We start from the raw sequence: 22,873 nt of genomic DNA, 5'->3' as shown, positions 1-22,873 counted from the left end.
GCCCGGATTTATTGGGTCACGGCGCCGGGGGCGGTTGCTGCCGGCCACGCCAGAGAGAGACGGCCCACACCGGCCTCGCCGCCGAGCAACAGCTGGCCAGGTCCCATATCAAGCACCGTGTCGAGACTCTGCACGCCGCCGACCTGGCGCACCGCGTACGTTTGGCCTGCGTCGCTCGAGGTGACGATCGCGCCGCCCTGGCCGACCAGCACGACGTCCTTGTTGTCGAGCCGGATCGCTGCAAAGTACGAAGTGCCCACATGGGTGTCGAGGTGTTGCCATGTCGCCCCCTCGTCCGTACTGCGCAGCACGTTGCCGCGCATGCCGTAGGCGAGCCACGCGCCGTCGGCGAGCGACAGCACGCCGAAGAGCGAACCTTCGTAGGGCGATGGGCGTTTCTCCCAGGTCGCTCCGGCGTCGCCGGAAACGAGCAGCGTGCCCGTCTCGCCCGCAATCACGAGATGCCCGTGACCGTCGCCCGCAATCGCGTTCAGATGGCGATCTCCCGCCGGCGTCGGCTGCTGTGTCCAGGTCGCGCCCGCGTCGTGCGAAACGAGCAGTTGTCCGAAGCTTCCGGTCGCGAACACCGGGCCGCCCGCCGTGCCCCAGACCGAGAGCAGCGGGTCCGAATGGGCGTGATCGAAACGCACTTCCTGCCAGTGATCGCCGCCATCGGTCGTGCGCAGGATCCAGCCGTCATGCCCCACTGCGATGCCCACGCGCGGCGAGATAAAGAAGACCTGCGTGAGGGTCGAGGCTTCGTCGGGCGCAACCGCCGCACGCCGCCACGACGCCCCCCTGTCGTCGCTCACGAGTATCACGCCGCGCTCGCCCACGGCCACCACGCGCGCGCCCGCACGCGCGAGGCCGTTGATCTGCACCTGATTGGCCGCAATCGCGCTGGCCGCAAATGCGGGCAACGGGCGCGGCGAAAACGCGAACAGCGCCGCGCCCAGCACGGCCGCCGACATCAGCAGCCCGGGTAGGTTTTTTTTCATGGAGATCTCCTGTCCCATCGAACTTGCTCGGTCGCATGCAATGGACCGGCTTACAGCCTGTCTGCGGCCTACGCCGCGATTTCGAACAGCGCCGCCGCGCATGGGCGAGGGCTCAGTACGGAGCACTCGACAGCGAGTAGCAACGCTGCAGCACCGCGTCGCCCAATGGCAGCCGCAATGTCAGGAACTGCGCGGGTCGTTGGCTAGACGAACGAGCGAGCGATAGCCCTGCATCGCTCCCGGCAGATGCTGGAAATAATCCGTGTACTTCGGCAACGCCTGATAGCGCACGGTGTGCGCGCCTCCAAATAGCGCAGCATCTGGGGGGCCGCGTGGAAACACGGGTCCACCGTGTGTTGAACATTCATGGCAGCCTCGTCAGATAAAGAAGTCTGCGTTTTCTCGCCCAAGCATCACGGCGCCCAGATTCTGGCCAAAGCGCTCGACGTTGTTCGCGTAGTGCGCCCGCGCCGCGTGCAGATCGAGGAAGCGGCGCACCAGCGGGTTGCGGTGATAGATGCCGTTGCCGCCCGCATGGCGCAACAGCGCACTGGCGATTTGTGCACAGCGTTCGGCGACCTGCGCCGATTGATAGCGAAAGTGAACCCGCCGCTCGATCGAGACGGCCGCCCCACCGTTTGCCGCGGCTAACAGTTCGTCGAAATTGCGCCTGAGGAGCACCCTCATCTCGTCAATGGCCACCGCCGCATTTGCGCAGGCGACCTGTGCGCCGGTGTCGTCGACCGTCTTTGCGCCGCTATTCGCGCTGATGCGCTTGTCTGCGTATCCGACGAAGTCGTCCAGCGCGCCCTGCAACGCGCCGATGCAGGCCGTACAGACCGCACGCACGAAGATCTGCGCGAACGGCAAGCGGAACAGCGCTGCGTCGTTCACGGCGAGACCCGGGCTCGTGCCCATCATCCCGTCGACCGACCTGTGGGTCCGGTAGTCGGGCACAAACACGTCGTCCACGACGATGTCGTGGCTGCCGGTGGCGCGCAACCCCAGCACGTCCCAGTCTTGCTTGATCGCGTAATCGCTGCGGGGCAGCAGGAAGGTACGGTATTCGGGCGCGCCGCCGGCGCTCGCGGGCGGCACCAGCGCACCCAGGAAGACCCATTCGCAAAGCTCGCTGCCGCTCGAGAACTTCCAGTGGCCTGATAGCCGGAATCCCCCCTCGACAACCGTCACGCGGCCGACCGGCATATAGGTCGACGCAATCAGCGTGGCCGGATTCGCACCCCACACTTCCTGTTGCGCGCGCTCGTCGAACAGCGCGAGCTGCCAGTTATGCACGCCCACCACGCCATAGACCCACGCTGTCGACATGCAGCCACGCGCGAGCGCGATCTGAATGTCGAAAAAAATCTGCGGATCCAGTTCGTAGCCGCCATAGCGCTTCGGTTGCAGGACCTTGAAGAAGCCCGCGGCCTGCAGGTCGGCGAGCGTGTCGGCGGGAATGCGGCCAATTGCGTTGGCTTGCCCCGCGCGTGCGCCAAGCACCGGCGCAAGTTCTTCGGCTCGGGCGATCAGTCTGGCCGCAAGGGCGTTCGATTCGTTCTCACGTTGCACGGATGTCTCCAGTGTGGCGCGCGCTCGGCGCCACGCTTCTCTCTTGTGTGACCCTTCTGGGTCTGGCTCATGGGTGCCGCCGCCCGCGCGGTGCGCGGGACCGGGCAGATCAGGCGCAAGGACGCACTTTCTCGCGCTCGAAGAACGCAATCACGTGCTCGCCAATGTTGCGGATCGTATCGAGCTGAGCCGAATGCGGAACCGTCCCCATCTGGCACAGAAACAGCACCTCGTCCACGCCAGCCTCCTGCAGACAGCCGACATAGCCGATGCCGTCGTCGACGGTCCCGTACGCGTGATTGGGGTTCATCATCGACAATGCGGGATCGCTGAAATTGACGACAACCTCTTCGGATGCGAAGCGCGAGCGGATATTCGCGAAGACGACAGCGTCGGACCAACCAACGCGAATATCCATAGGCTTCAGTATCGCGACTACGATTGCGAACTGCATCATCTGTTTGGAGTACCAAGATATTGCGTGCTGCCGTGTATGCGGCTTGCGCCGCACCGCCTCGCCGAAGTGTCGGCCGCACGGCGGCTCAGCCCATCGGCACGACACTTCCGAGCACGATGCCGACTAGCGTTGCCTGCCGCGTGACGCCGGTCTTCGAAAATATCGCCCGCAGATGGGTGCGCGCTGTGTTCTTGCTGATGCCCGACTCGTCGGCTGCCTCGTCGAGCGTCATGCCATTCGCAAGCAGCATCGCGAGCGAAGATTCGGCTGGTGTGAGATCGAACAGCTTGCGCAACGTCTCGTGCGCGCCTTGCGGCTTGCGATCCGGGTCGCGCAAAAACAGCGCGACCGCAGCCCGGCGCTTGCTGTCATCCGACCACTCCGACAACGGAATCGTGCGGATCAATACGCCGAGTCGCGGCTTGTGCCCGCTGCGCGTGATGGGCATCGCCTCGACGATCGGCGTGGCCGTCCCAAGGTGGCCCATCACGGCTTGCCGCACAATCCGCTTGAGGGTGCGGTTTTCCCCCGCGTCCATGGCCTCGATCGTTCCACGCGTGAGGTACACGCCATTGCCCTCGGCAAGAATCTCTTCAGCCGCCCGGTTCTTGTCGACGATCGTACCGTTGATGTCGAGCATGACTGTGCCGACCTGCAGGCGATCGATGGTGTTCGCGTACATCGACCGCTCCACCTCCACGGTATCCAGGCGCGAATGCACTTCGACCGCGCGCCTGAGATGGGGCAGCAGCAGCGTGCAGAATGCCCTGTCACGCGCGCTGAACTCCCTCGATGCGTGGCTGCGCGAGACGCGAAAGCGGCACTCTACGCCGGATTCCGTGCGCAAATCGGCACCCAGCACGTACCGGATGTCGGCAGGTTGCAGGAACTGCTTGTATAGCTCGGACGAAACCCAACCGGTCTCGCCGAGCACCTCGTCGACGGTAACGACATGGTCGCCCGGCAGGCCAACGAACGGATCGAGCGCGTAGTAGTAGCTGTTGTACGCAACTTCGTCCGGCACCAGACCGGACTCGGACGCGTTCGTCATCAATCCGCGCCGGTCACGCGAGGCGGTACGCAAAATGAGCGTGACGTAGCTCGAATCGAGAAAGCGTCGAATCCACTCCAATGCGCCTGCCCACGGCGTCTCCTCAAGGGGCCCTTGATATATCCGCGCCATGAGTTCGCTGAACTGCCAAACATCCACTCCCGCCTGTTCGCACAGTGCCTGTCCCGTGTCGGGTCCCCATTTTGTCCTCATCAAAACGCTCCATTCTCCATGCGTATTCCCATGGGGTTCGACCGCAGAGCGAACGCTTACTGTCGTCTCCCGCAAACGCCGTCGGGTAAATTCCAGGCACAGCCTCGCACGAACGCGTAGTTCGTCCATAGTCCGTTTGTGCGATGGCAATGCCGCGCAATCGCAGCGTCACGGTTCGCACATGCAAAAGGCCATGGGTGCCCGGGTTGGGCGGCTTGCCAGCCCGCGCTGGCATTTGTGCACGCCTTTTAGAAGTCGGGTCGTCATCCTGCCCGTAGTAATGGCGCGCTGGCTCGCAGCGGATCAATGCGACACGACTCGGAATCGCCGCACGGTTTCGTCTCGAAGTTCACGCAGTCGCCGCGCGAATTGCACTCTCAGGGGCTCAGACATTTTCCTTCCCGGCAAGCCCAGCCTATAACGCGCGTGAGAGCATGACGAACAGCGCCACCGCCCAGCATACGGCGACAACAAATGTGAATGTCTCTTCGTCCGCGCCACACCGTCTAGCCACCACGGTGCTCACGAGCGATGCGATGCCGATCACGCTGAGGAATTGCGCAAAGAACGAACCGGCCGCGCAAATCAAGCTCGGAAACTCACCGCCCCACTCGCACGTGTGAGTCCGCTGCGCGACGAATCCGACTAAACCTGGCAGCACGAATGCCACCGCTTTCAACCGGCTCCTCCGCACCCTCCCCGCCATCATCGTGTTCTCCCGATGGCCCTCGCAAGCGGGCCATCTGCCATGCGTGTCGATGCGTCATTGGCTACCCGACATCGTCCGGACTCCTGCTCGCTGCGGTGCCGAGTTGCCACATTCCCCCAAGAACATCATTGACTGCGATTTGCGACGTCGACACATCACCCGCGTGGATTAGGGAAATCTCCTGATGATGCGAATGAAGGCTTGTTGCGCACAATATTTTCGAATCGCTGCCTGTCCGCTTCTCACCACCCTTCATCCGCATGGACACCTCCAACTCCCAGACCGCATTCAGCCCGCTTCGCGTCGGTCCGCTGACCTTGCGTAACCGATTCATCAAATCGGCCACCAACGAGGGCATGGCGCCCCAAGGCGTGCCTTCGAAGATGCTCGTCAAACTTCACGAAGCGATCGCCGCAGGCGGCGCGGCCATGACGACCGTCGCGTATTGCGCCGTCGCCCCTGACGGACGCACGTTTGCCGATCAGGCCCAGATGAACGCCGCCACGCTCGCGCCATTCCGGGTCCTGACCGACGCCGTCCATCGGCACGGCGCGGCGGCCAGCGCCCAGATCACGCATGGGGGGTGCTTCACGTTCCTGCCGGAACTGTCGACGCGACGCCCCCTGAGTGCTTCGGGCGGATTCAACAAAGTCGGTATGTTGAACAGGCGGTTCTTCAAGCAGGCCATGACGCAAGCCGAGATGGACCAGTGCGCCGGGCAATTCGCCCAGGCCGCGCGCGCCGCGCGCGATGCCGGCTTCGACGCGGTCGAGATCCACATGGGGCATGGCTACCTGTTGAGCCAGTTTCTTTCGCCGCTCTATAACAAGCGCAGCGACGTATATGGCGGCTCCGCGCAAAAGCGGGCGCGGTTTCCCGCACAGGTGTTGCGGCGGGTGCTCGACGCCGTCGGGCGCGATCTTGCGGTGGTTTGCAAAATCGGTGTCACGGAGGGCGTCAAGGCTGGCGGCACGGCCGAAGACGCGGCAGCCATCGCGCGCATCCTCGAGGCGGAGGGTGCGCATCTGCTCGTATTGAGTGGCGGTATGAACGTTGAATCGTCATGGCAATTGTTCGGCAGCGCGCTACCGGCCGAAGCAACCTCCAACACCGCCAATCCGATCATCCGCACGGCGATAAGGCTGCAAAAGCTCACCGAGCCCAAGTTCGGCGAATTCCGTGAGATGTATTTTCTCGAGCATTCGAGAAAGGTCCGGCAAGCCGTCAAGATGCCGCTCGCGTACCTCGGGGGAGTGAAGTCGCTCGCCAACGTCCAGACGGCCATGCAGGAAGGATTCGACGCGGTTGCCATGGCCCGTGCGCTGGTGTTCGACCCGGAGTTCGTCAATCGCCTGCGCACGGGTGACACGCAGCAGTCCGGTTGTACGTCGTGCAATCGCTGCGTGGTGATGATGTACACCCCCGGTGGCACGTCTTGCGTGCTCCATCAGCCCAATGACGCAACCCTCAACCGAACTCCGGCGAACGGGTGACGGAGCCGCGCCGCCTCGGCGGCCCACCTGAGCGAGTCCATCGAAACGTCCGGTTCGCGCTGACACTCATCAAGCCCTGACTGGCCACGCCCGGCGTGCTGGACGCCGGGACCCTCCTCCGTATTCGACACACGCACGCGTACCGTCGTGCGGCTCGCGCGCCCCGTTTTAGTTAGTCATGCTTATCTAATGAAGGCGGCAGAATTGCCACCACCCCGGTCGCGGCGTGGCCTGCGATGGGGCGGCGAACCTTCTGATATCTCGCCACAAACGAGACATGAGTTGCATTAGGGAATACCGCTAATCCAATCCGGTGATCCGGTGGCTTTTTGCGAGGCCTACTCTAGGGCACCAATTCGGCGGTACACACACAATGGGGGAAACGGATGCACATGCAGCAACTGCGGCTGAACACGTCACGAGCGCCGTGGCGCAGAACGCTCCTCGCCGCGGCAGTCGCCACTGCCGCCACTCAAGCGTGGGCCAGCAACACCATCGATTTCGGCAACAATACGACGCTCGATTACACGGCGACCATCGGCTACGGAATCGGCATGCGCACCAACTCGCCGAACCCAGCCCTGCTCACACCGGACAACATCAACGGCGATGACGGCGACCGTAATTTCAAGAAGTACTCACTAATTGAAAATCAGATCAACCTGCTCGCCGAAGCCGACCTGAAGCACAACGATCTCGGCTTTTTCGTGCGTTTCAGCTCCTTCTACGATCAAGCCTATCATCGTCCGAACTACAACGATGCGCCATCCACGGTCAACTCCAACGGACCGTACAACGAATTCACCTCGGACGCACGCCGTTATCTCGGCGGCCGCACGCAACTGCTCGCCGCATACGGATACGACACCCTCAAGATCGGTTCCACGACGCTGGACGTGAAAGTTGGCGATCAGGTCCTCGCCTGGGGCGAAAGCCTTTTCTTCGCGAACATTGCCGCGGCACAAGGCCCGGTCAGCGCCTCCAAGGGCTATGTGGCTGGCGCGGAAGTGAAGGACATCCTGCTGCCTACCCCGCAGGCGTCGCTCCAGTGGCAGCTCACCTCGAACTTCAGTCTGCTCGGCTACTATCAGTTCGAGTTCGTTCCCAATGAACTGGTGGCGCCCGGCGGCTACTTCAGCTACTCGGACGTCACGGGTCCCGGCTCTCAATTCATCATCGGACCAGGGGGCATGCACATTCCGCGTGGTCCGGATATCAACCCTGGGGGCGGTAACCAGTGGGGTATCGGGGGCCGGTGGCGGGCGCCCCAGGGCAGCGAATTCTCCCTTTATTACCTGCACTACAACGACACGAACCCGAGCGTCGTCACGAGCTTCTTTCCGACGCTGCAGTATCAACAGCAGTACTACGAAAACATCAAGCTGACGGGCGCGAGCTTTTCGACCGATCTGGGCGGTGTCAACGTCGCGGGCGAAACCTCGTATCGCGCGGGGGCATCGATTCTCGTCAACACGCCCGATGGCCCGATCGCGTCGCGCGGCCAGGTCTGGCAAAACAACTTGTCCGCGATCTATACGCTAGGACCGACACTCCTCGCCGCATCGCAATCGCTCGTGGCCGAAGTCTCGTGGGTCCATCTGACAGGTGTCACGCCTGTACAGGGCTCGCAAGACCTGACGAATACGAAGGATGCCGCTGCTTTCGAGATCGGTTGGACGCTCAGCTACAAAAACGTCTTTAACGGCTGGGACCTGGATGTGCCCCTGACGTATTCGCAGCAGTTCTTCGGCAACTCGCCGCTCGCCGGCGCGCTGGGCTCGCTGAGCGGCAATGGCGACCATCAGCTGACGGCGGGCCTGAACTTCACTTATCTGAACAACCTGAAGCTCGGCATCGTGTACGCGATGTTCATGGGACCCGCGAATCCCGTTACTCGTCCGCTCGCCGACCGCGACTATGTGCTCGGCACCGCGACGTACTCGTTCTAAGCATCGCTGCCTGGCCTTTACAGCGTATCAACCCGCATGAGGACCTCACCTATGAAACGCATACTCCCCACGGCGCTGCGCGCCTCTGCGCTCGTCTTCGGCGCCGCCGTTGCGGTCGCGGCGTCGGCGATGATGACCCCCGCCGAAGTCAAGCAACTCGATGGCCCCCTGACGCCGGTCGGCGCCGAACGCGCAGGCAACGCAGACGGCACGATTCCCGCGTGGACGGGCAAATGGTTCGGCGTTCCCTCGGGCGTCTCCTACACGCCGGGCGAGCGCTATCCCGACCCCTACGCAAGCGAAAAGCCGCTGGTCGTGATCACTGCGCAGAACATGCAGCAGTACGAATCGAAGTTGACGGAAGGTGAGAAGGCTCTGTTCAAAAAGTATCCGGGCACCTTCAAGATGCTGGTCTACCCGAGTCACCGCGATTTCCGTATCTCCGAAGGCAAATACAAGGCGATCCGCGAGTGGGCGGCACGCACGACGATGACTTCGGATTACAACGGGCTGCACAATTTCCCGCCGCTTGCGCCGTTTCCGATTCCCAAGACCGGCCTCGAGCTGATGTGGAATCTGCGTTTCGCGTCCGACATCGAAGCCGAAGACGCGACGTATGACCAGGCCGTTGTCTATCCGAACGGCAACATCTCGTGGGGCAAGTCCGCGTACGTCATTTACGCGCCGGTCGGCGCCGACGTGTTCGATCCCAAGAACCCGCTGAATGCCAAGAGTTTCTATCGGCAAACCACGCTGCTCCCCCTTTCGGACCGCGGAACGATCATCACCGGATACGAGATGTGGGACCAGGAAGGCACCGACACCCGGCGTACGTGGGTTTACAACCCGGGCACGCGGCGCGTGCGCCAGGCGCCTGAGTTCGGTTTCGACCAGCCGGACGGTGCCGGAGGCTTCCGTACTGTCGACGACGACCGGCTTTTCAATGGGTCCGGCCAGCGCTACGACTGGAAAATTGTCGGCAAGCGGGAAGTCTATATCCCCTACGACAACTACAAGTTGATGGACCCGAAGGTCAAGTATTCGTCGATCTTGACGCCCGGTCACGAGAACATGGACTACATGCGCTTCGAGTTGCATCGCGTGTGGGTGCTGGAAGCCACGCTGAAGACCGGGTTCCGCCACCAGTACGCGAAGCGCGTGCTCTACCTCGACGAGGATACCTGGAACGCGGTTGCCGCCGACAACTACGATGCACGCGGCACGCTCTGGCGCACCAACTTCGCGCCGACGCTCTATGCCTATGATGCGAAGGACTTCTACCCGCCGTCATGTTTCTATCATGACCTGATCTCGGGCGCCTATCTCGCCGACCGTCTGAGCAATGAGGAATCCATGCCGTCGCTGGTCGCGAACGACAAGAGCACCGAATCGTACTACTCGCCGGACGCGATTCGCGGCGCAGGCAAGTAGCCCTCTTGCGGCGCCCGTCGTTGCGTGCAACCGCCCCTTCTCCTGGCATGAGGCTGCGGCCTCATGCGGGGCTTTCGCGGCCACGCCTTCGACGGGCGAATCGTTTCAATGCCCGCATTCGCCCTGCCCGGCATCCCGGGCAATGCCCGCTCATTCGGCCGGGCAGGCAGACGGCGTCTTGCGCATGCCCTTCCCATGCGAAGTGTCCTTCAATCCGCATCGAAAACATGAAGAGCTCTATACATTCTACCTCCAGCGAAGGCTGGCTCATTGTCACGGGACTGGCGGCCGTGCTGTGCGTGAGTTTCGGCGCCACGCTCAACTCTCTTGGCGTGTTCACGCTCCCGCTCACGAACGCGTTTCATTGCTCCAATGAAGAAGCGGCGCGAATCGCCACCGTGTTCCTGCTCACCATGACGATCACCATGCCCGTTGCCGGCTGGTTGCTCGACTGGGTTTCGCCGCGTCCGGTCATGACGAGCGGCGCCATCCTGATTGCCGCCGGCTTTCTGGTTGCGGCGCAGAGCCCCGACGTCACCGTCCTCACGCTAGCGATGGGGCTGAGCGGAGTGGGCGTGGGTGCGTCGACCTATGTGCCCGCCATCACCCTCGCCTCGCGCTGGATCCCCGTCGAACGCCAGGGTCTGGCGTTCGGCATTCTGCTGGCCGGCGCAGCCGTAGGTGCGGTCATCTTTCCAATGCTGGTGACCTTCATCACGGAACGTTTTGGCTGGCGCATGGCGATGCAGGCGATCGCCGCCACCGTGATCCTGACCTGCGTGCCCCTGCTGGCCTGGCTCGCGCGCATGCCGCAAGGGACGCTGGCCGAAAGCGGCGGTTTGCGCGAAGACGAGGCTGTTGCCGGGCATCGGGTGGGCGAAGCGCTGCGCATGCCGCGCTACTGGCTGTGGATCGTCATGCTCACGCTCATTACGCTGAGCACTCTCGGGGTCTACATCGCACTCGTTCCGTATCTCGTCTCGTCCGGGTACACGCCTGGCGACGCCGCGTCGGTCTATGCCTTCATTGGCGCGGCCACGTTCGCCGGCAACTTCCTGTTCGGCTCACTCAGCAACCGTTGGGGTGCGAAGGCCATCCTGCTGGTCGGGACGGCGCTGAGCGCGGTGGGGATCGTTTGCCTGTTGTGGGCACATGATCCGGTGCACGGCTTTGTGGCCGTCGCGCTGTTCTCACTGATCTGGGGAAGCACGTTCAACCTCGCGAACCAGCTTTCACCGTTGCTGCTCTCGCAAGCGATGGGGCAGCGCAATTTTGGGAGCCTGCTCGGCATCGGCAACCTCATCTCGGGTCTCGGCTCCGCGTTCAGCCCCGACGCGCTCGGCTATCTGGTGGACACGACGCACACCTACAGGCTCGCGCTCATCCTGTGCGCCGCCTTGCTGGCTGTCGCGCTCCTCCCCATCGCCATGCTGCGGCACACACCGGCTTGGGAGCACGCCCAATGAGGCACGCCGCAGCCAGGGAAAGCCGGTCTGCCTATGAAAAGGGCGTGGTGGACATCCAGCAAAGCGGGTGGCCGCCGGAACACGCGCTGGCCCGCTATGCAGCGCTCGAGTCGAGCATCGAGGCGGACGTCGCCGTGATTGGCGCGGGACTGGCCGGATCGTCGCTTACGCTGCATCTCGCAGAGCGTGGCGTCAACGTCGTGAATCTCGAGGCGAAGCAACCCGGCAACGGCGCATCGGGCCGCAATGCCGGACACGTGCAGACGTTTCTCGACAATCTCGCGCCGCTCAAGGCATGGCCCGGTCAAGGCAAGCGCTTCCTCGACTACTTCGTCGAGCATCGGGACGTCGTCTTCGATCTTTGCCGCAAGCACGGCATCGACGGCGATGCAGCCAGGTCGGGCATGGTCGAGGCCGCGTCCAGGCGAAGCGCCGCGCTCGATAACAAGGTCGCGCTCTGGAAGGGCTTCGGCTACGACGTCGACATCGTGACCCAGCCGCAATTGACAGCGCTCCTCGGCACCGACAAGTACCACTACGGCATTCACTGGCGTGAAGGCGGACGGGTCAATCCTTACCTGTTCACGAACGGGATGATGACCGCCGCCGTGGGCCTTGGCGCGCGCATGTATGGCGACTCACCCGTCATCGCCTGCGAGCCGCAAGGCGAGCGCTGGCGCGTGAGCACATCGCGCGGCAGCGTGCTTGCCGAGCGCGTCGTCATCTGCACCAACGGGCACGCAGGCAATCCGTTCTTCGACGAACTCTCTCGCACGCAGTTTCCGCTAGTGGCATGCGGGATGGCGACCCGTCCTTTGCCCGCGTCGCTCCTCGACAGCATCAACGCGACGCGCGCGGCGCTCACGCAATATCCGACCGGCCTCTATCCGATGGTGATCGACGGCCGCAACCGCATCATCACCGCAACTATTCCGCATCCAGGCCGCGCACACGATGCGCAAATTTACTTCGGCTACTTCCTGCGCCACCTGCATCGCATCTACCCGCAGACGCGCGACGCCGACATCGGGCTCGAATCGTACTGGACCGGCATGACGGCCAGTTCGTCGTCGGTCTACCACGCCGACTATCCGAAGCTCTATGCGGTCGCCGACGGCGTGCTCGCACTGATGAACCTCGGAACCTGGGGCAACGTCATGGGACCGCAGCTCGGCATGAGCCTCGCCCATGCGATTGCAGAGGACCGGCTTGCGGACTGCGTGCTTCCGCTCGAAGCGCCGAACACCGTGCGCTTCCCGCGCCTGTTCGAGTACAAGACCCGCCACATCATGATTCCGGTCGCGAGACTCGTCGACCGCCTCAACCTTGCCTAAAGGAACTACCATGACTATCGAGCACATCAACCCTCACGGACTGCTGAAATTCGCCCCCTTGAGCCAGGTCGTCGTCGCCCACGCCACCCGGACCGCGTATATCGCGGGGCAGTCGGCCTGCAACGAGAACTATGAAATGGTTGGCGCCGACCATTACGAGCAGTCGCTGCAGGCGCTAAGGAACCTCAGGACTGCCATCGAAGCCGCCGGCGGGACAGTGGAGCGGATCGTCAGCAGCACCGTTTATCTCAAGAACCTGACGCCGGAGACGAGCGGGCGCTTTATCGATGCGCTCTCGAGCGCGCTGGATGGCCAGCCGTTTCCCGCCCATGCGTTTTCGATGATCGGCGTGGAGGCGCTCGCCAGTCCGGAGGCGTTGGTGGAAATCTCCGCCATCGTCGCCCTGCCCGACTGAGCGCCGCGCACGGCGCTCAGGTTGCATCAGGCTTCCTGAACGCCGGCGCATCGCCGCCACTCACCGACGGTGGCCGGTGGTGCAGGCGGCCGGCCCGACGCGCCTCGCGGCCTTGAAACGCAATCTTTCGCACCCTCGAAGTCTCGCGCACCAACACAAAAACAAGGAGAAGCATGAATCGAGGCATCAGCATCAGATCGCGGTTGACGTTCGTTACTGGGGCTCTGTGTCTGCTTCTGACCGGAATGGGTATGTTCGGCTTGAACAGCCTGAGCGACGTCAATGCCTCATTGAAGGCGATGTACGAGAACCGGCTCGTCGCGATGGGGCAGCTGGATCTGATCGTGCGCGTGCTCAACCGCGTGCGCTATGACGTCGCCGCGGCGTCGGGCAACACTGACGCCACCGCGATCGACGAAAAGCTGCACCAGTTGAACAAGGACCTGGCTGCCGGCAACGCAGCATGGGCGGCGTACCGGAGCACCGCACTGACGTCGCGGGAAGCCGCACAGGCCAACGATTTCTCCGCCGCCTATCAGAAGTTCTTCGACGAGGCCGTGAAGCCCGCACTGGCCGCCTTGCAGGCGCATGACATGGTGCGGGTCGCGATGCTCGTCGACGGGCCGATGGAGTCGCGCTATCCGTCCGTGCAAAACGCCTTGAACGCGCTGATCGCCATCCAGCTCGACGCCGGCAGACGGCAGTACGAAAGCTCGGAGCAAACGTACGCAACGGTCTGCATCGTGTCGATAGCCGCCATCGCGGCTGGTGCGATTGCCGCTGCGTGCGTAGGCTGGTGGCTCATTCGCGCGATTTCCGTGCCGCTCGACCGGGCAGTCCGGGTCGCGCGGTGCGTCTCGCAGGGCGATCTGACGCAGCCGATCCAGGTGGGCCCGCTCGACGAGACCGGGTACCTGCTTCAGGCGCTGAGCGACATGAAGCACAGCCTGACCGGGATGGTCCGCGCGGTCCACGCGTGCACTGAAGCCATCGAAGGCACCTCGAGTCGTATCGCAGCAGAAAACTTCGACCTGTCGTCACGCACGCGTCATCAGGCAGCCTCGCTGGAGGAAACGGCGCTGTCCGTGGAGCAATTGACTTCGACGGTCAGGATGAATGGCGAGAACGCCCGCCAGGCCGATGAACTCGCGCGCGCCGCGTCGGAGGTGGCGGCCCGCGGCGGGGACGCGATGTCGAGAGTCGTGCTGACCATGTCGTCGATCGAGCAATCGTCCAGGCGCATTGTCGAAATCATCAACGTCATCGACAGCATCGCGTTCCAGACCAATATCCTCGCGCTCAATGCGGCGGTGGAGGCGGCGCGCGCCGGCGAACACGGCCGCGGCTTTGCGGTCGTCGCAACAGAGGTGCGCGGCCTCGCTCAACGCTCTGCCGCGGCGGCGAAGGAGATCAAGAACCTGATCGACGATTCGGTCGCCAAGGTGGATGCCGGCAGCCGGCTCGTCCACGAGGCAGGCGGCACGATTACGGAGGTGGTGGCCGGCACCCGTCGCGTAGCCGACATCATGATCGAAATCACCGCGGCCAGCCAGGAGCAGTCGGACGGCATCGAAGAGATCAATCGGGCGGTCTTGCAGTTCGACGGCGCCACGCAACAAAACTCGGCGATGGCCGAGAAGGCCACTGTGGCCGCACAGGCGCTTCGGGACGAGGCGTCTCAACTGGCGCGAGTGGTTGCCGCATTCAAGCTGGAGGCCTGATGCCCGGCACTGGCATCAGCCTCGCACGGCGTTGAGCCGCTCGATTGGGTCGCGCAGGTCCACCACCTTGACAGGACTTGACGATGCCACTAATACATCTCATGATGTTTTAGTGGCATCGTCGCTTTGGCCCGCAAGTGCGTCAAGCTATGATGTCCGGCTTGTGCAAAGGAATGCATGCAATGGATACAAGTGTCAGGAAAAGCCCGGGCCATACACGACCTGGTGGCCGAACGGAGCAGGTCCGCAAATCCGTCGCATCCACGGTCCTCGCGTTGATCGAGGCGGGGCAGGTGGACTTCGAGATACAGGAGGTGGCACGGCTTGCGAACGTCCACCGGACCACCTTGCATCGGCGCTGGCCGGACCGTGCGTCGCTGATTGCGGAGGCGCTCAGGGAGCACACCTCGCACATTGAGGTCACCTTAACCGGCGACTGGCGCGCCGATCTCGCCAGCATCGCGTTCAAGCTGCGGGATTTTCTGAGCGACCCGGTGGAAGTGGCGATGAATTCACTGCTGGCCAGCACGGGCAACGCCGAATTCCGCGCCTTGACGGCGGCGCATTGGGCGCCCGTGCTGGAACTCCTGCAGCAGCCGATACGCGACGCGCAGGCGCGCGGAGAAATCGACGCGCGTCACGATGCGGAAATTCTGATTGCGATGCTGATCTCCCCGATCGTTTCGTCGATCGTCTTTCTCAAACGAACGCCGGACGACAGCTATATCAGCCGGCTCGTCGCACAGTTGATTGAGGCGTGCGCCTGAAGCCGGCTGAATCATCGCGCGGTTTTAGATGAACGCCATACCGCCATTGACGGCCACGTTTTGCCCGGTCATGAACGAGCTGTCGTCGCTCGCGAGGAACAGCGCGACGCGCGCGATTTCATCGGGCTCGCCCATACGCGCGAGCGGCACGGCTTTCACGATCGCCTCGCTCCATTCGTCGGGAATGGTCTGCATCATCGGCGTGTTGGTGGGCCCCGGCAGCACCGTGTTGATGCGGATGCCGCTTGGCGCGAGTTCCCGCGCCACACTGCGCGTGAGGCCCATCATGCCCGCCTTGGATGCGCAGTAATGCACCGGACCTTCGCCATTGAGCGCCGAAGTGCTCGAGACGTTGACGATCACGCCTCGGTTGCCTGCCGCCTTCATGCAGCGCGCTGCCTCGCGGCAGAAATAGAACGCGCCCGTCAGGTTGACGCCCATGACCCGTGCCCAGTTCTCGTCGGATGTTTCGGTGAGCGTATCGACTGCGCCGATACCTGCGTTGTTCACCACGATGTCGACGCGGCCATAACGCTCCATGGTTTCCGCGAACACCGCTTTGACCTCCTTGCTGTTGCTCACGTCGACCTTGCGCGCCGCGCATGCATGACCGGCCGGCGCGGTTGCAATCGTAGCCTCCGCTGCGGCAGGATCAAGGTCGATGGCAACCACCGCCGCGCCCTCCTGCGCGAAGAGGCGCGCGATCGAGCGCCCCATGCCCTGCCCCGCGCCCGTCACTAGCGCCACTTTTCCTGCGAGTCTCATGCGCGATGCTCCTGTTCATGTAAAGGTGAACCGTGGCGGTGCAGGTTGCGCCGCCGCATCTGCAAAGCCTACGGACGGACGGCTCGCGAGCCATCGTCCGAAGAGATGACCAAAGGCAGGAAATGCAGCCCGCGCGGGAACATCCGGGCGACGCGCTCAGACGCTCGCGGCCTGGCGGCGCTCGCGATATGGCGCGACGCAGGTATTGAGGGCAACGCTGGGCGATGCCGACGAACTCGACACTCGCGATGAAGTGCCAAGGAGCATCACGCTATTGAGAAAAATGCGCACCACGTCCGTCTGGCGACGCGCGCCTGTCTTCGAGAAAATTGACCGCAGATGCGCACGGGCTGTATTGCGCTTGATGTTCAGTGCCGCCATTGCCTCTTCCAGCGACAGGCCATTGGCCAGCTGGATCGAGAGCGCGGTCTCCGCAGGCGTGAGATCGAAAAGCTGTTGTGCGAGCTTGACCGGAGGATGCGACGCGCTTTCAGGGTCGCGCACGAGAATCGCCGCGGCAGGGCGATGCTTGCCCTCCGCCCATGCGTCCGCCACCAGCCTGCGTACGACGACGCCCCAGCCCACCCGGCCGGACGGCCGGTTCACCGCCATCGCATCGACGTACACTTGCGTCGACTCGGCCTGCAACGCACCGGCCACAAAGCGCTGCAGCTTGCGGTTGTCCGTCGGGTAGGCGGCGGCCACGCGGTTGCCCACGATGTTCAGGCCATCGCCAGCCTGCAGCACCTCTCTCGCAATCGCATTGCATTCGAGAATCCTGCCGCTCTCGTCGAGCACGATCACGCCGACCATCAGTTGCTCCATCGCCTCGCTGTAGAGCGAAGCGATACAACGATCCTCGTGAGTCGACCGATGCAAATCGAGCGCGCGCCTCACATGACGCACGAGTCGCTCACAGAGCGCACGATCATCGTTCGAAAACGGCGGCGCGCTCTCGGGCCGAGTGAGCCGGAAACCATATAACGACTGGCCCGCGCCGGAAAAATCAATCGCCATGACGTGAAACATGCCGCGCGGCGCACACCACGCCTGGTAATAGCTCGACGCGCGCCATTGCGCTTCCGGGCACATGTCGCTGTTCGTCACGAGCCTGTCGACCGGCAACGCCGAAAAAGGGCTCTGTGCAAGATGAGGATTGCGCAGGTCCACGATGCGTCGGTCTGCACTGCCGGAGAAAATCACGCTGTCCTCTTGCAGGGTCGGGGATTGACGAATGACCAGCGAGGCGTAGTTCGCGGAGAATTCGTAGCAGATCTCCTCGATGCACCCCCTCCACTTCCTGGCGTCCAGTGCCGCGTCGTAAATCATTTCCAGCAGATGGCTGAACCTGTCTACTAAAATCGACGGCGTGCGCCCGGTATACGTATCCACACTCATCTCAGCTTCCTGCAAGTTATTTGCCTGGTGTGTCGAACATCACCGACATCGTCAATATGATCAACAAACAGAGCACATTTAATATGTACTACGAATTATTTAATCCGACGAAAGTTGGATGCCTCGACAACGACACAGCAACGAGCACCGTTTTGTACTACACGACGACACCGAAAGGCGCGTGTGTACAAAAACTACGCAGCGCGGTCCCGCTCATACTGGCCGAAGCTACGTCGCGCATCAAATCTGCTGCCGCTGCAACCGCGGTCTACCATCGAACAAATGATCCGCGTCTACAAATCCGCCATACGCGACGTGTCAACCTTCCCTCTGTGACGCCAGTTCAACACCACATCGCAAGACGGTCCATGTGACGCGCACGCCTGCCGCGATCCAGACCTTTTTAAATAGATTTTTACATTGAATTTTTATTTGATCGAATCGTAGAGCAGCGGATTTTTGGTGGCAAGCGATTTCAAATAAGGGAAAACACCTAATACGGTACAGGGCCACCTGATCGTCCTGGGCGACGCCGCCTCCGACCGAAGCGATGTAGTGATTCGGGCACCGCAGGTGGCGGCGAGCGCGAGGACAACAAGTTTTAAACGGTCCGCCAAGTAGCATGGGACTATCCAAACCCGCCACTCGAGTCCCGGCGGCGCACTCATCGCGGCGTAAAACACGTCGTGCCGCAGGCCTCATGGTGTTCCCGCTGGACGCACCAGAAGTCGCCTCAGCCAATCGTGGCCCACCAACGGAGCGTCGAACAGTTTCCAGCCCCTTCGCGAAGATGTGACACACATCCTCGCCATTAAGATAAGTTTTCCAAGTAGCCTTTGCGCTCGGTCGATCTGTTTTCCGGTTCACGCGCCCTCTCTACAAACCAGACAGCCTCTCTGTGCTGGCACAAGACTCCGCGCTACGGTCCCCGCCTCTCTCTCGTCACTCGGCGACCGAATCGGGACGACACGCCGATTGAGTCCGCACGAGTCGCACAGCAAGCAAAAATTTGATCATGTAAGTGACATACTAAAAAGACTTGGGTCGCTAACCCCAGCCCCGCTTCAGGCCGGATGCCGAGATAAACTGTGCGTTGCAAAGTCGTCGGACTAGCTTCCAAGAATTACCGCCACTGCAATCGGCGGTTATCAAGGCAATAGCAGCAACGACACCACGCAGGGCGCGAGCTTCAACAATAGTGGTTCGGCGAACGGTGCCAGCTCAGCAGTATCACTCCACAAGCTTTCGCTTGTATTCGTGACACAATTTCGTCCATCCGCAAGCTCTTGCCAACCGGTTGCTTGCGACGGCAAAACGCTTTCTCCAGCACCCGCAACAGCTTGGTGGCCCAGCGGCGCACAGTCGATTGATCGACCGAAACGCCGCGCCCGGCCATCATGTCTTCGAGGTGCCGCAGGCTCGGCGATTAGGCCACGTCCGAGCACACGAAAGTCAGGATCGCGTCCAGCGGATAATGCAGGCGTTTGAGCACTCGGGCCACTGCCGGATTCAACGTCCTCATCGAGCTTTCAGTCATTCGTGTCGTCCCACACATCAGAGCGGAACGCCTTACTGCAACAGAGCCGCTTAAACTGTCTCGCGCGACGCGTTGACCGTCGAGCCGACCCCAGACGTTCCCGTTGACATCTGATGCAGCAGAATGGCGCGCTGCGTTGCGTGCGCCTCCATGGCTTCCGCCTTGACCGGTCCGAATCCCCGAATCTGCTCGGGAAGGCTTGCGTACTCAACGGCGCACATGCGGTCGACCGTGGCAAGCCGCGCGCAGAGTTGCTCGATGTCTGCAAAGTACTCGGCAACTAAGCGTCGCTCGGCGCGTCGCTCGCCCGAATATCCGAAAACGTCCGCCGGCGTTCCGCGGAGGCCCCGCAATCGGGCCAGCACTCCCAGCACCGGGAAGATCCACGGACCGAACCTGCGCTTCTTCGGGTGCCCAGTCTGCGGATCGATACGTGAGAGCACCGGCGGAGCAAGCCACAACGACAGCTTCCTGGTGGAAGAGAACCGGCTGGAAAGCGACGCCCGAAAATCCGCGCTCGAATAAAGCCGCGCGACCTCATACTCGTCCTTGTAGGCCATCAGTCGATAGGCACTCTTTGCGACAGCAGTCGTGAACGCTTCACTGCCGGGCATGGCTTGAGCCTCAGCACGCCGCGCAAGGGCGACAAGTGACCGGTAGCGGTGCGCATAGGCGGCATTTTGATACTCGGTCAATTCACTGGCGCGATGTTCGATCAGTTCATCAAGGGTGCGCGGTGCGACGGTCCTGTCGTCCTCAACTGCCTCAATTGCGTCCAGCTCACCGGGCTCGGACGCGGCAACCCTACCCCAGTTGAATGCGCGCTTGTTCAGTTCCACCGCCGCTCCGTTCAGTTCGATCGCTCGTTCGATGGCCGTGCGCGTGAGCGGAACGAGGCCAAGCTGCCACGCATAGCCCAGCATCAACGTATGGGTTGGCAGCACGTCTCCGAAGAGCGCTTGGGCGAGCGCGCCCGCATCAAACGCATGGAAGCTGGAGGTGCAGCGTTGTTCAACGCGGTCACGCATCAGTCCGATCGGCAGGCTCGCGTCGCGGTCGTGCAGCCCGTCAGCTGTCGGCAGTCGCGCGAGATTGACGACCGCAGCCGTGCGGCCGGCTGAGAGTCGCTGGAGGGTATCGGCGGCTGCCGCCACGACGAGGTCCGCGCCGAGCAGCAGATCGACTGCATCTTCGCCGATACGCGCCGACGGAAGCTCGGAGGCCGACGCGGCGATGCGCACCTGGCTTACGACTGCCCCGTTTTTCTGCGCAAGACCGGTGAAGTCGAGCACAGTTGCGGCGTGACCGTCAGCGTGCGCGGCGCCCCCGATGAGGGCTCCCATCGTCAGCACGCCCGAACCCCCGATTCCCGTTATGTAGATATTGAAAGGCTGACTAACCGCACAAACCCGAGGATCCGGCACACGTCCAAAAAGTTCCATTTCAAGTGCCTTAAGCCTCCCACTGTCGGGCTTACGCAGCTGGGCGCCCTCAATCTCCACGAAACTCGGACAAAAACCTTTCGCACACGAAAAGTCCGTGTTACAGGCGCTTTGATTGATCGCGCGCTTTCGTCCCAAGGGTGTATCGAGCGGCTCTACGGCAATGCAGTTCGATTGCACCGAGCAGTCTCCACAGCCCTCGCAGACGCGGTGATTGATAAAGAGCCGCCGATCAGGATCGGGAAATTCGCCGCGCTTGCGGCGCCGTCTTTTCTCCGCTGCGCAGGTCTGTTCATACACGATGGCTGTAACGCCCGGTACCTCCCGTAACTCGCGTTGGACCGTATCGAGTTCATCGCGATGATGCACCCGCGTGCCGCGGGCAAGACCGGTATTGCGTTCCCAACGAGCCGGATCGTCCGAGACCAGCGCGATGCGCGACACACCCTCGTCAAGTAACTGGCGGGTGATACGCAAGGGGTCTATGAGGCCCTCTGCTGTTTGACCTCCTGTCATGGCCACCGCATCGTTATAGAGAATCTTGAAGGTGATGTTGGTTTGTGCCGCCACGGCTGCACGGATCGCAAGCAGCCCGGAATGCTGATAGGTGCCGTCGCCAAGATTCTGAAAAATGTGGGACGTTGTCGAAAATGGCGCCGCGCCGATCCACTGAGCGCCTTCGCCTCCCATCTGGCTGAAGGTCGTTGTTTTCAACTCAGGCTGCGACAGCGCCATGATATGGCATCCGATGCCACCACCGCTAATGGACCCATCGGGCGTTCGAGTCGACGTATTGTGCGGACATCCAGAACAGAAATAAGGTTTCCGGATCGGGATGACTGTCGCCGCGCCCGGCTTGACAGCACCGTCGAGAGCGACCAACCGCTCGCTTGTCCGCTGCGCGTCGATACCGGCCGCGAGCATTCGACCAAGCAGGGCCCTGGCGACCCGCCGCGCGCTGAATTCTGATACCTCGGGCAGTAAAGCAGTTCCGCTCTCATCTGTCTTACCCGTTACGCGCGGCCGCTTTTCGGATGAGCTATGGAACAGCGCCTCCTTGATCTGGATTTCGACGTTGGAGCGCTTTTCCTCAACGACGAAGACCTCGTCGTGTCCATTCGTAAATGCCAGCGCACTTTCAGTGTCGAGCGGCCAGCTCATCGCGACCTTGTAGACGGAGATGCCCAGCAGGCGAAGCTCCTCCATTGTGAGCGACAGATCGCCGAACGCCTGCATCATGTCTTGATGCGCCTTTCCAACGGTTACAATACCCAGGCGGCGAACCGGCGCGTCAACGATGATGCGGTCCAGCCGGTTAGCTCTCGCCCATGCACGCGCAGCCGGGATGCGCTCCTCAATAAGCCGGCGTTCGAATTCAGCTCGCTGGCTGGGCCATGCAATTCGCGGGTCCCAGTTCAGGCCGTGCGATGGGATGGGGAAATCTTTCGGCTGCTCAAAGACGGGCAACGAGCCAAGTTCTACTGTGGCTGCTGTTTCGACCACCTCGGCGATCGTTTTAAGCGCCACCCACAGCCCTGAGAAGCGGGACAGCTCAATCCCCGCGAGACCGTATTCGATGACTTCCTGCACGCTCGCAGGTTGCAGCACTGGAATCGATGCAGCGTGGAAAATCCCGTCGGTCTGATGCGGATACATCGAGGATTGCGCCGCGTGGTCGTCACCAGACACAGCAAGGACACCACCGAGGGGCGATGTTCCGAGGACATTCGCAGAGCGGAAGACATCGCCAGTGCGGTCAACACCGGGACCCTTTCCGTACCAGATTCCAAAAACGCCGTCGACACGCGTATCTCCGAAGGACCGGTGCATCTGCGCACCCCACAAGGCTGTCGCAGCCAGATCCTCATTCAGACCCGGCTGAAAGACGACGTCGTGCTCGGCGAGTTGCTTCGAGGCCTTCCAGAGTTGCTGGTCATATGCTCCCAGAGGCGAGCCGCGATATCCTGAGATAAGACCGGCCGTATTGAGCCCCCGTGCGCGGTCAAGGTCGCGTTGAAGCATCGGCAGCCTTACAAGCGCCTGGATTCCGGTCATGAAAATGCGTTGCTTCGCAACGCCGCCTTCCTGAACGCTAACCGCCTTATCAATGGTTCCCACACCCGCCTCCGTATTGGCTACCTTAGACATCTAACTA

General features: G+C 62.3%; 16 protein-coding genes and 1 pseudogene. 8 read left to right on the top strand and 9 right to left on the bottom strand.

Going from position 1 to position 22,873, the window contains the following annotated elements:
• Positions 1-8 precede the first annotated feature (8 nt).
• The 5 genes from EYW47_RS20575 to EYW47_RS41385 form a co-directional block, all read right to left on the bottom strand.
• Complete coding sequence (locus EYW47_RS20575; protein ID WP_133196677.1) at positions 9-998, bottom strand: WD40/YVTN/BNR-like repeat-containing protein; 990 nt, start codon at positions 996-998, stop codon at positions 9-11.
• Positions 999-1,376: 378 nt separating this feature from the next.
• Positions 1,377-2,570 (bottom strand): acyl-CoA dehydrogenase family protein, encoded by a 1,194-nt coding sequence (locus EYW47_RS20570; protein WP_133196676.1) that lies wholly within the window; start codon positions 2,568-2,570, stop codon positions 1,377-1,379.
• 109 nt (positions 2,571-2,679) lie between these two features.
• Complete coding sequence (locus EYW47_RS20565) at positions 2,680-2,988, bottom strand: hypothetical protein (RefSeq protein ID WP_240763822.1); 309 nt, start codon at positions 2,986-2,988, stop codon at positions 2,680-2,682.
• 124 nt (positions 2,989-3,112) lie between these two features.
• A complete protein-coding gene (locus EYW47_RS20560; protein ID WP_133196799.1) occupies positions 3,113-4,291 on the bottom strand; it encodes a helix-turn-helix transcriptional regulator in 1,179 nt (392 codons plus the stop codon).
• Positions 4,292-4,706: 415 nt separating this feature from the next.
• Positions 4,707-4,970, bottom strand: coding sequence for a hypothetical protein (locus EYW47_RS41385; RefSeq protein ID WP_133196675.1), 264 nt, complete (start codon positions 4,968-4,970; stop codon positions 4,707-4,709).
• A 290-nt stretch (positions 4,971-5,260) separates the two neighbouring features.
• Between EYW47_RS41385 and EYW47_RS20550 the strand changes: the two genes are divergently transcribed.
• The 8 genes from EYW47_RS20550 (at position 5,261) to EYW47_RS20515 (ending at position 15,576) form a co-directional block, all read left to right on the top strand.
• The gene (locus tag EYW47_RS20550) at positions 5,261-6,493 is read left to right on the top strand and encodes an NADH:flavin oxidoreductase (protein WP_133196674.1); all 1,233 of its coding nucleotides are present in this window, start codon (positions 5,261-5,263) and stop codon (positions 6,491-6,493) included.
• 386 nt (positions 6,494-6,879) lie between these two features.
• Positions 6,880-8,442 carry a DUF1302 domain-containing protein gene (locus tag EYW47_RS20545; protein WP_133196673.1) on the top strand — a complete coding sequence of 521 codons (1,563 nt, stop codon included), beginning with the start codon at positions 6,880-6,882 and terminating at the stop codon, positions 8,440-8,442.
• A 51-nt stretch (positions 8,443-8,493) separates the two neighbouring features.
• Positions 8,494-9,873 carry a DUF1329 domain-containing protein gene (locus EYW47_RS20540; protein ID WP_133196672.1) on the top strand — a complete coding sequence of 460 codons (1,380 nt, stop codon included), beginning with the start codon at positions 8,494-8,496 and terminating at the stop codon, positions 9,871-9,873.
• Positions 9,874-10,100: 227 nt separating this feature from the next.
• Positions 10,101-11,339 carry an MFS transporter gene (locus tag EYW47_RS20535; RefSeq protein ID WP_133196671.1) on the top strand — a complete coding sequence of 413 codons (1,239 nt, stop codon included), beginning with the start codon at positions 10,101-10,103 and terminating at the stop codon, positions 11,337-11,339.
• A complete protein-coding gene (locus EYW47_RS20530) occupies positions 11,336-12,673 on the top strand; it encodes an NAD(P)/FAD-dependent oxidoreductase (protein ID WP_133196670.1) in 1,338 nt (445 codons plus the stop codon). Before EYW47_RS20535 ends, EYW47_RS20530 begins: the two co-directional genes overlap by 4 nt.
• 10 nt (positions 12,674-12,683) lie before the next feature.
• Entirely contained in the window at positions 12,684-13,088 is a 405-nt protein-coding gene (locus EYW47_RS20525) for a RidA family protein (RefSeq protein WP_133196669.1), read from the top strand.
• A 173-nt stretch (positions 13,089-13,261) separates the two neighbouring features.
• Positions 13,262-14,809 (top strand): methyl-accepting chemotaxis protein, encoded by a 1,548-nt coding sequence (locus EYW47_RS42465; protein ID WP_133196668.1) that lies wholly within the window; start codon positions 13,262-13,264, stop codon positions 14,807-14,809.
• A 182-nt stretch (positions 14,810-14,991) separates the two neighbouring features.
• Positions 14,992-15,576 carry a TetR/AcrR family transcriptional regulator C-terminal ligand-binding domain-containing protein gene (locus tag EYW47_RS20515; RefSeq protein WP_165976629.1) on the top strand — a complete coding sequence of 195 codons (585 nt, stop codon included), beginning with the start codon at positions 14,992-14,994 and terminating at the stop codon, positions 15,574-15,576.
• A 24-nt stretch (positions 15,577-15,600) separates the two neighbouring features.
• Here the strand turns inward: EYW47_RS20515 and EYW47_RS20510 are convergent, their stop codons facing one another.
• From EYW47_RS20510 to EYW47_RS20495, 4 genes and pseudogenes are all read right to left on the bottom strand, one after another.
• Positions 15,601-16,341 carry an SDR family NAD(P)-dependent oxidoreductase gene (locus EYW47_RS20510; protein WP_133196666.1) on the bottom strand — a complete coding sequence of 247 codons (741 nt, stop codon included), beginning with the start codon at positions 16,339-16,341 and terminating at the stop codon, positions 15,601-15,603.
• A 156-nt stretch (positions 16,342-16,497) separates the two neighbouring features.
• On the bottom strand, positions 16,498-17,739 hold the full coding sequence (locus EYW47_RS20505; RefSeq protein WP_205710114.1) for a LuxR family transcriptional regulator: 1,242 nt from the start codon (positions 17,737-17,739) through the stop codon (positions 16,498-16,500).
• Between the two features lie 1,243 nt (positions 17,740-18,982).
• A pseudogene (locus tag EYW47_RS41380) lies at positions 18,983-19,261 on the bottom strand (IS6 family transposase); the annotation flags it as partial.
• Positions 19,262-19,326: 65 nt separating this feature from the next.
• Complete coding sequence (locus EYW47_RS20495) at positions 19,327-22,836, bottom strand: indolepyruvate ferredoxin oxidoreductase family protein (protein WP_240763820.1); 3,510 nt, start codon at positions 22,834-22,836, stop codon at positions 19,327-19,329.
• Positions 22,837-22,873: the final 37 nt, after the last annotated feature.

The organism is Paraburkholderia silviterrae (assembly GCF_004353915.1).
Classification (GTDB): Bacteria; Pseudomonadota; Gammaproteobacteria; order Burkholderiales; family Burkholderiaceae; genus Paraburkholderia; species Paraburkholderia silviterrae.
The sequence above is the reverse complement of the archived record's forward strand: the minus strand, read 5'-3'. Positions and strand labels throughout refer to the sequence as shown.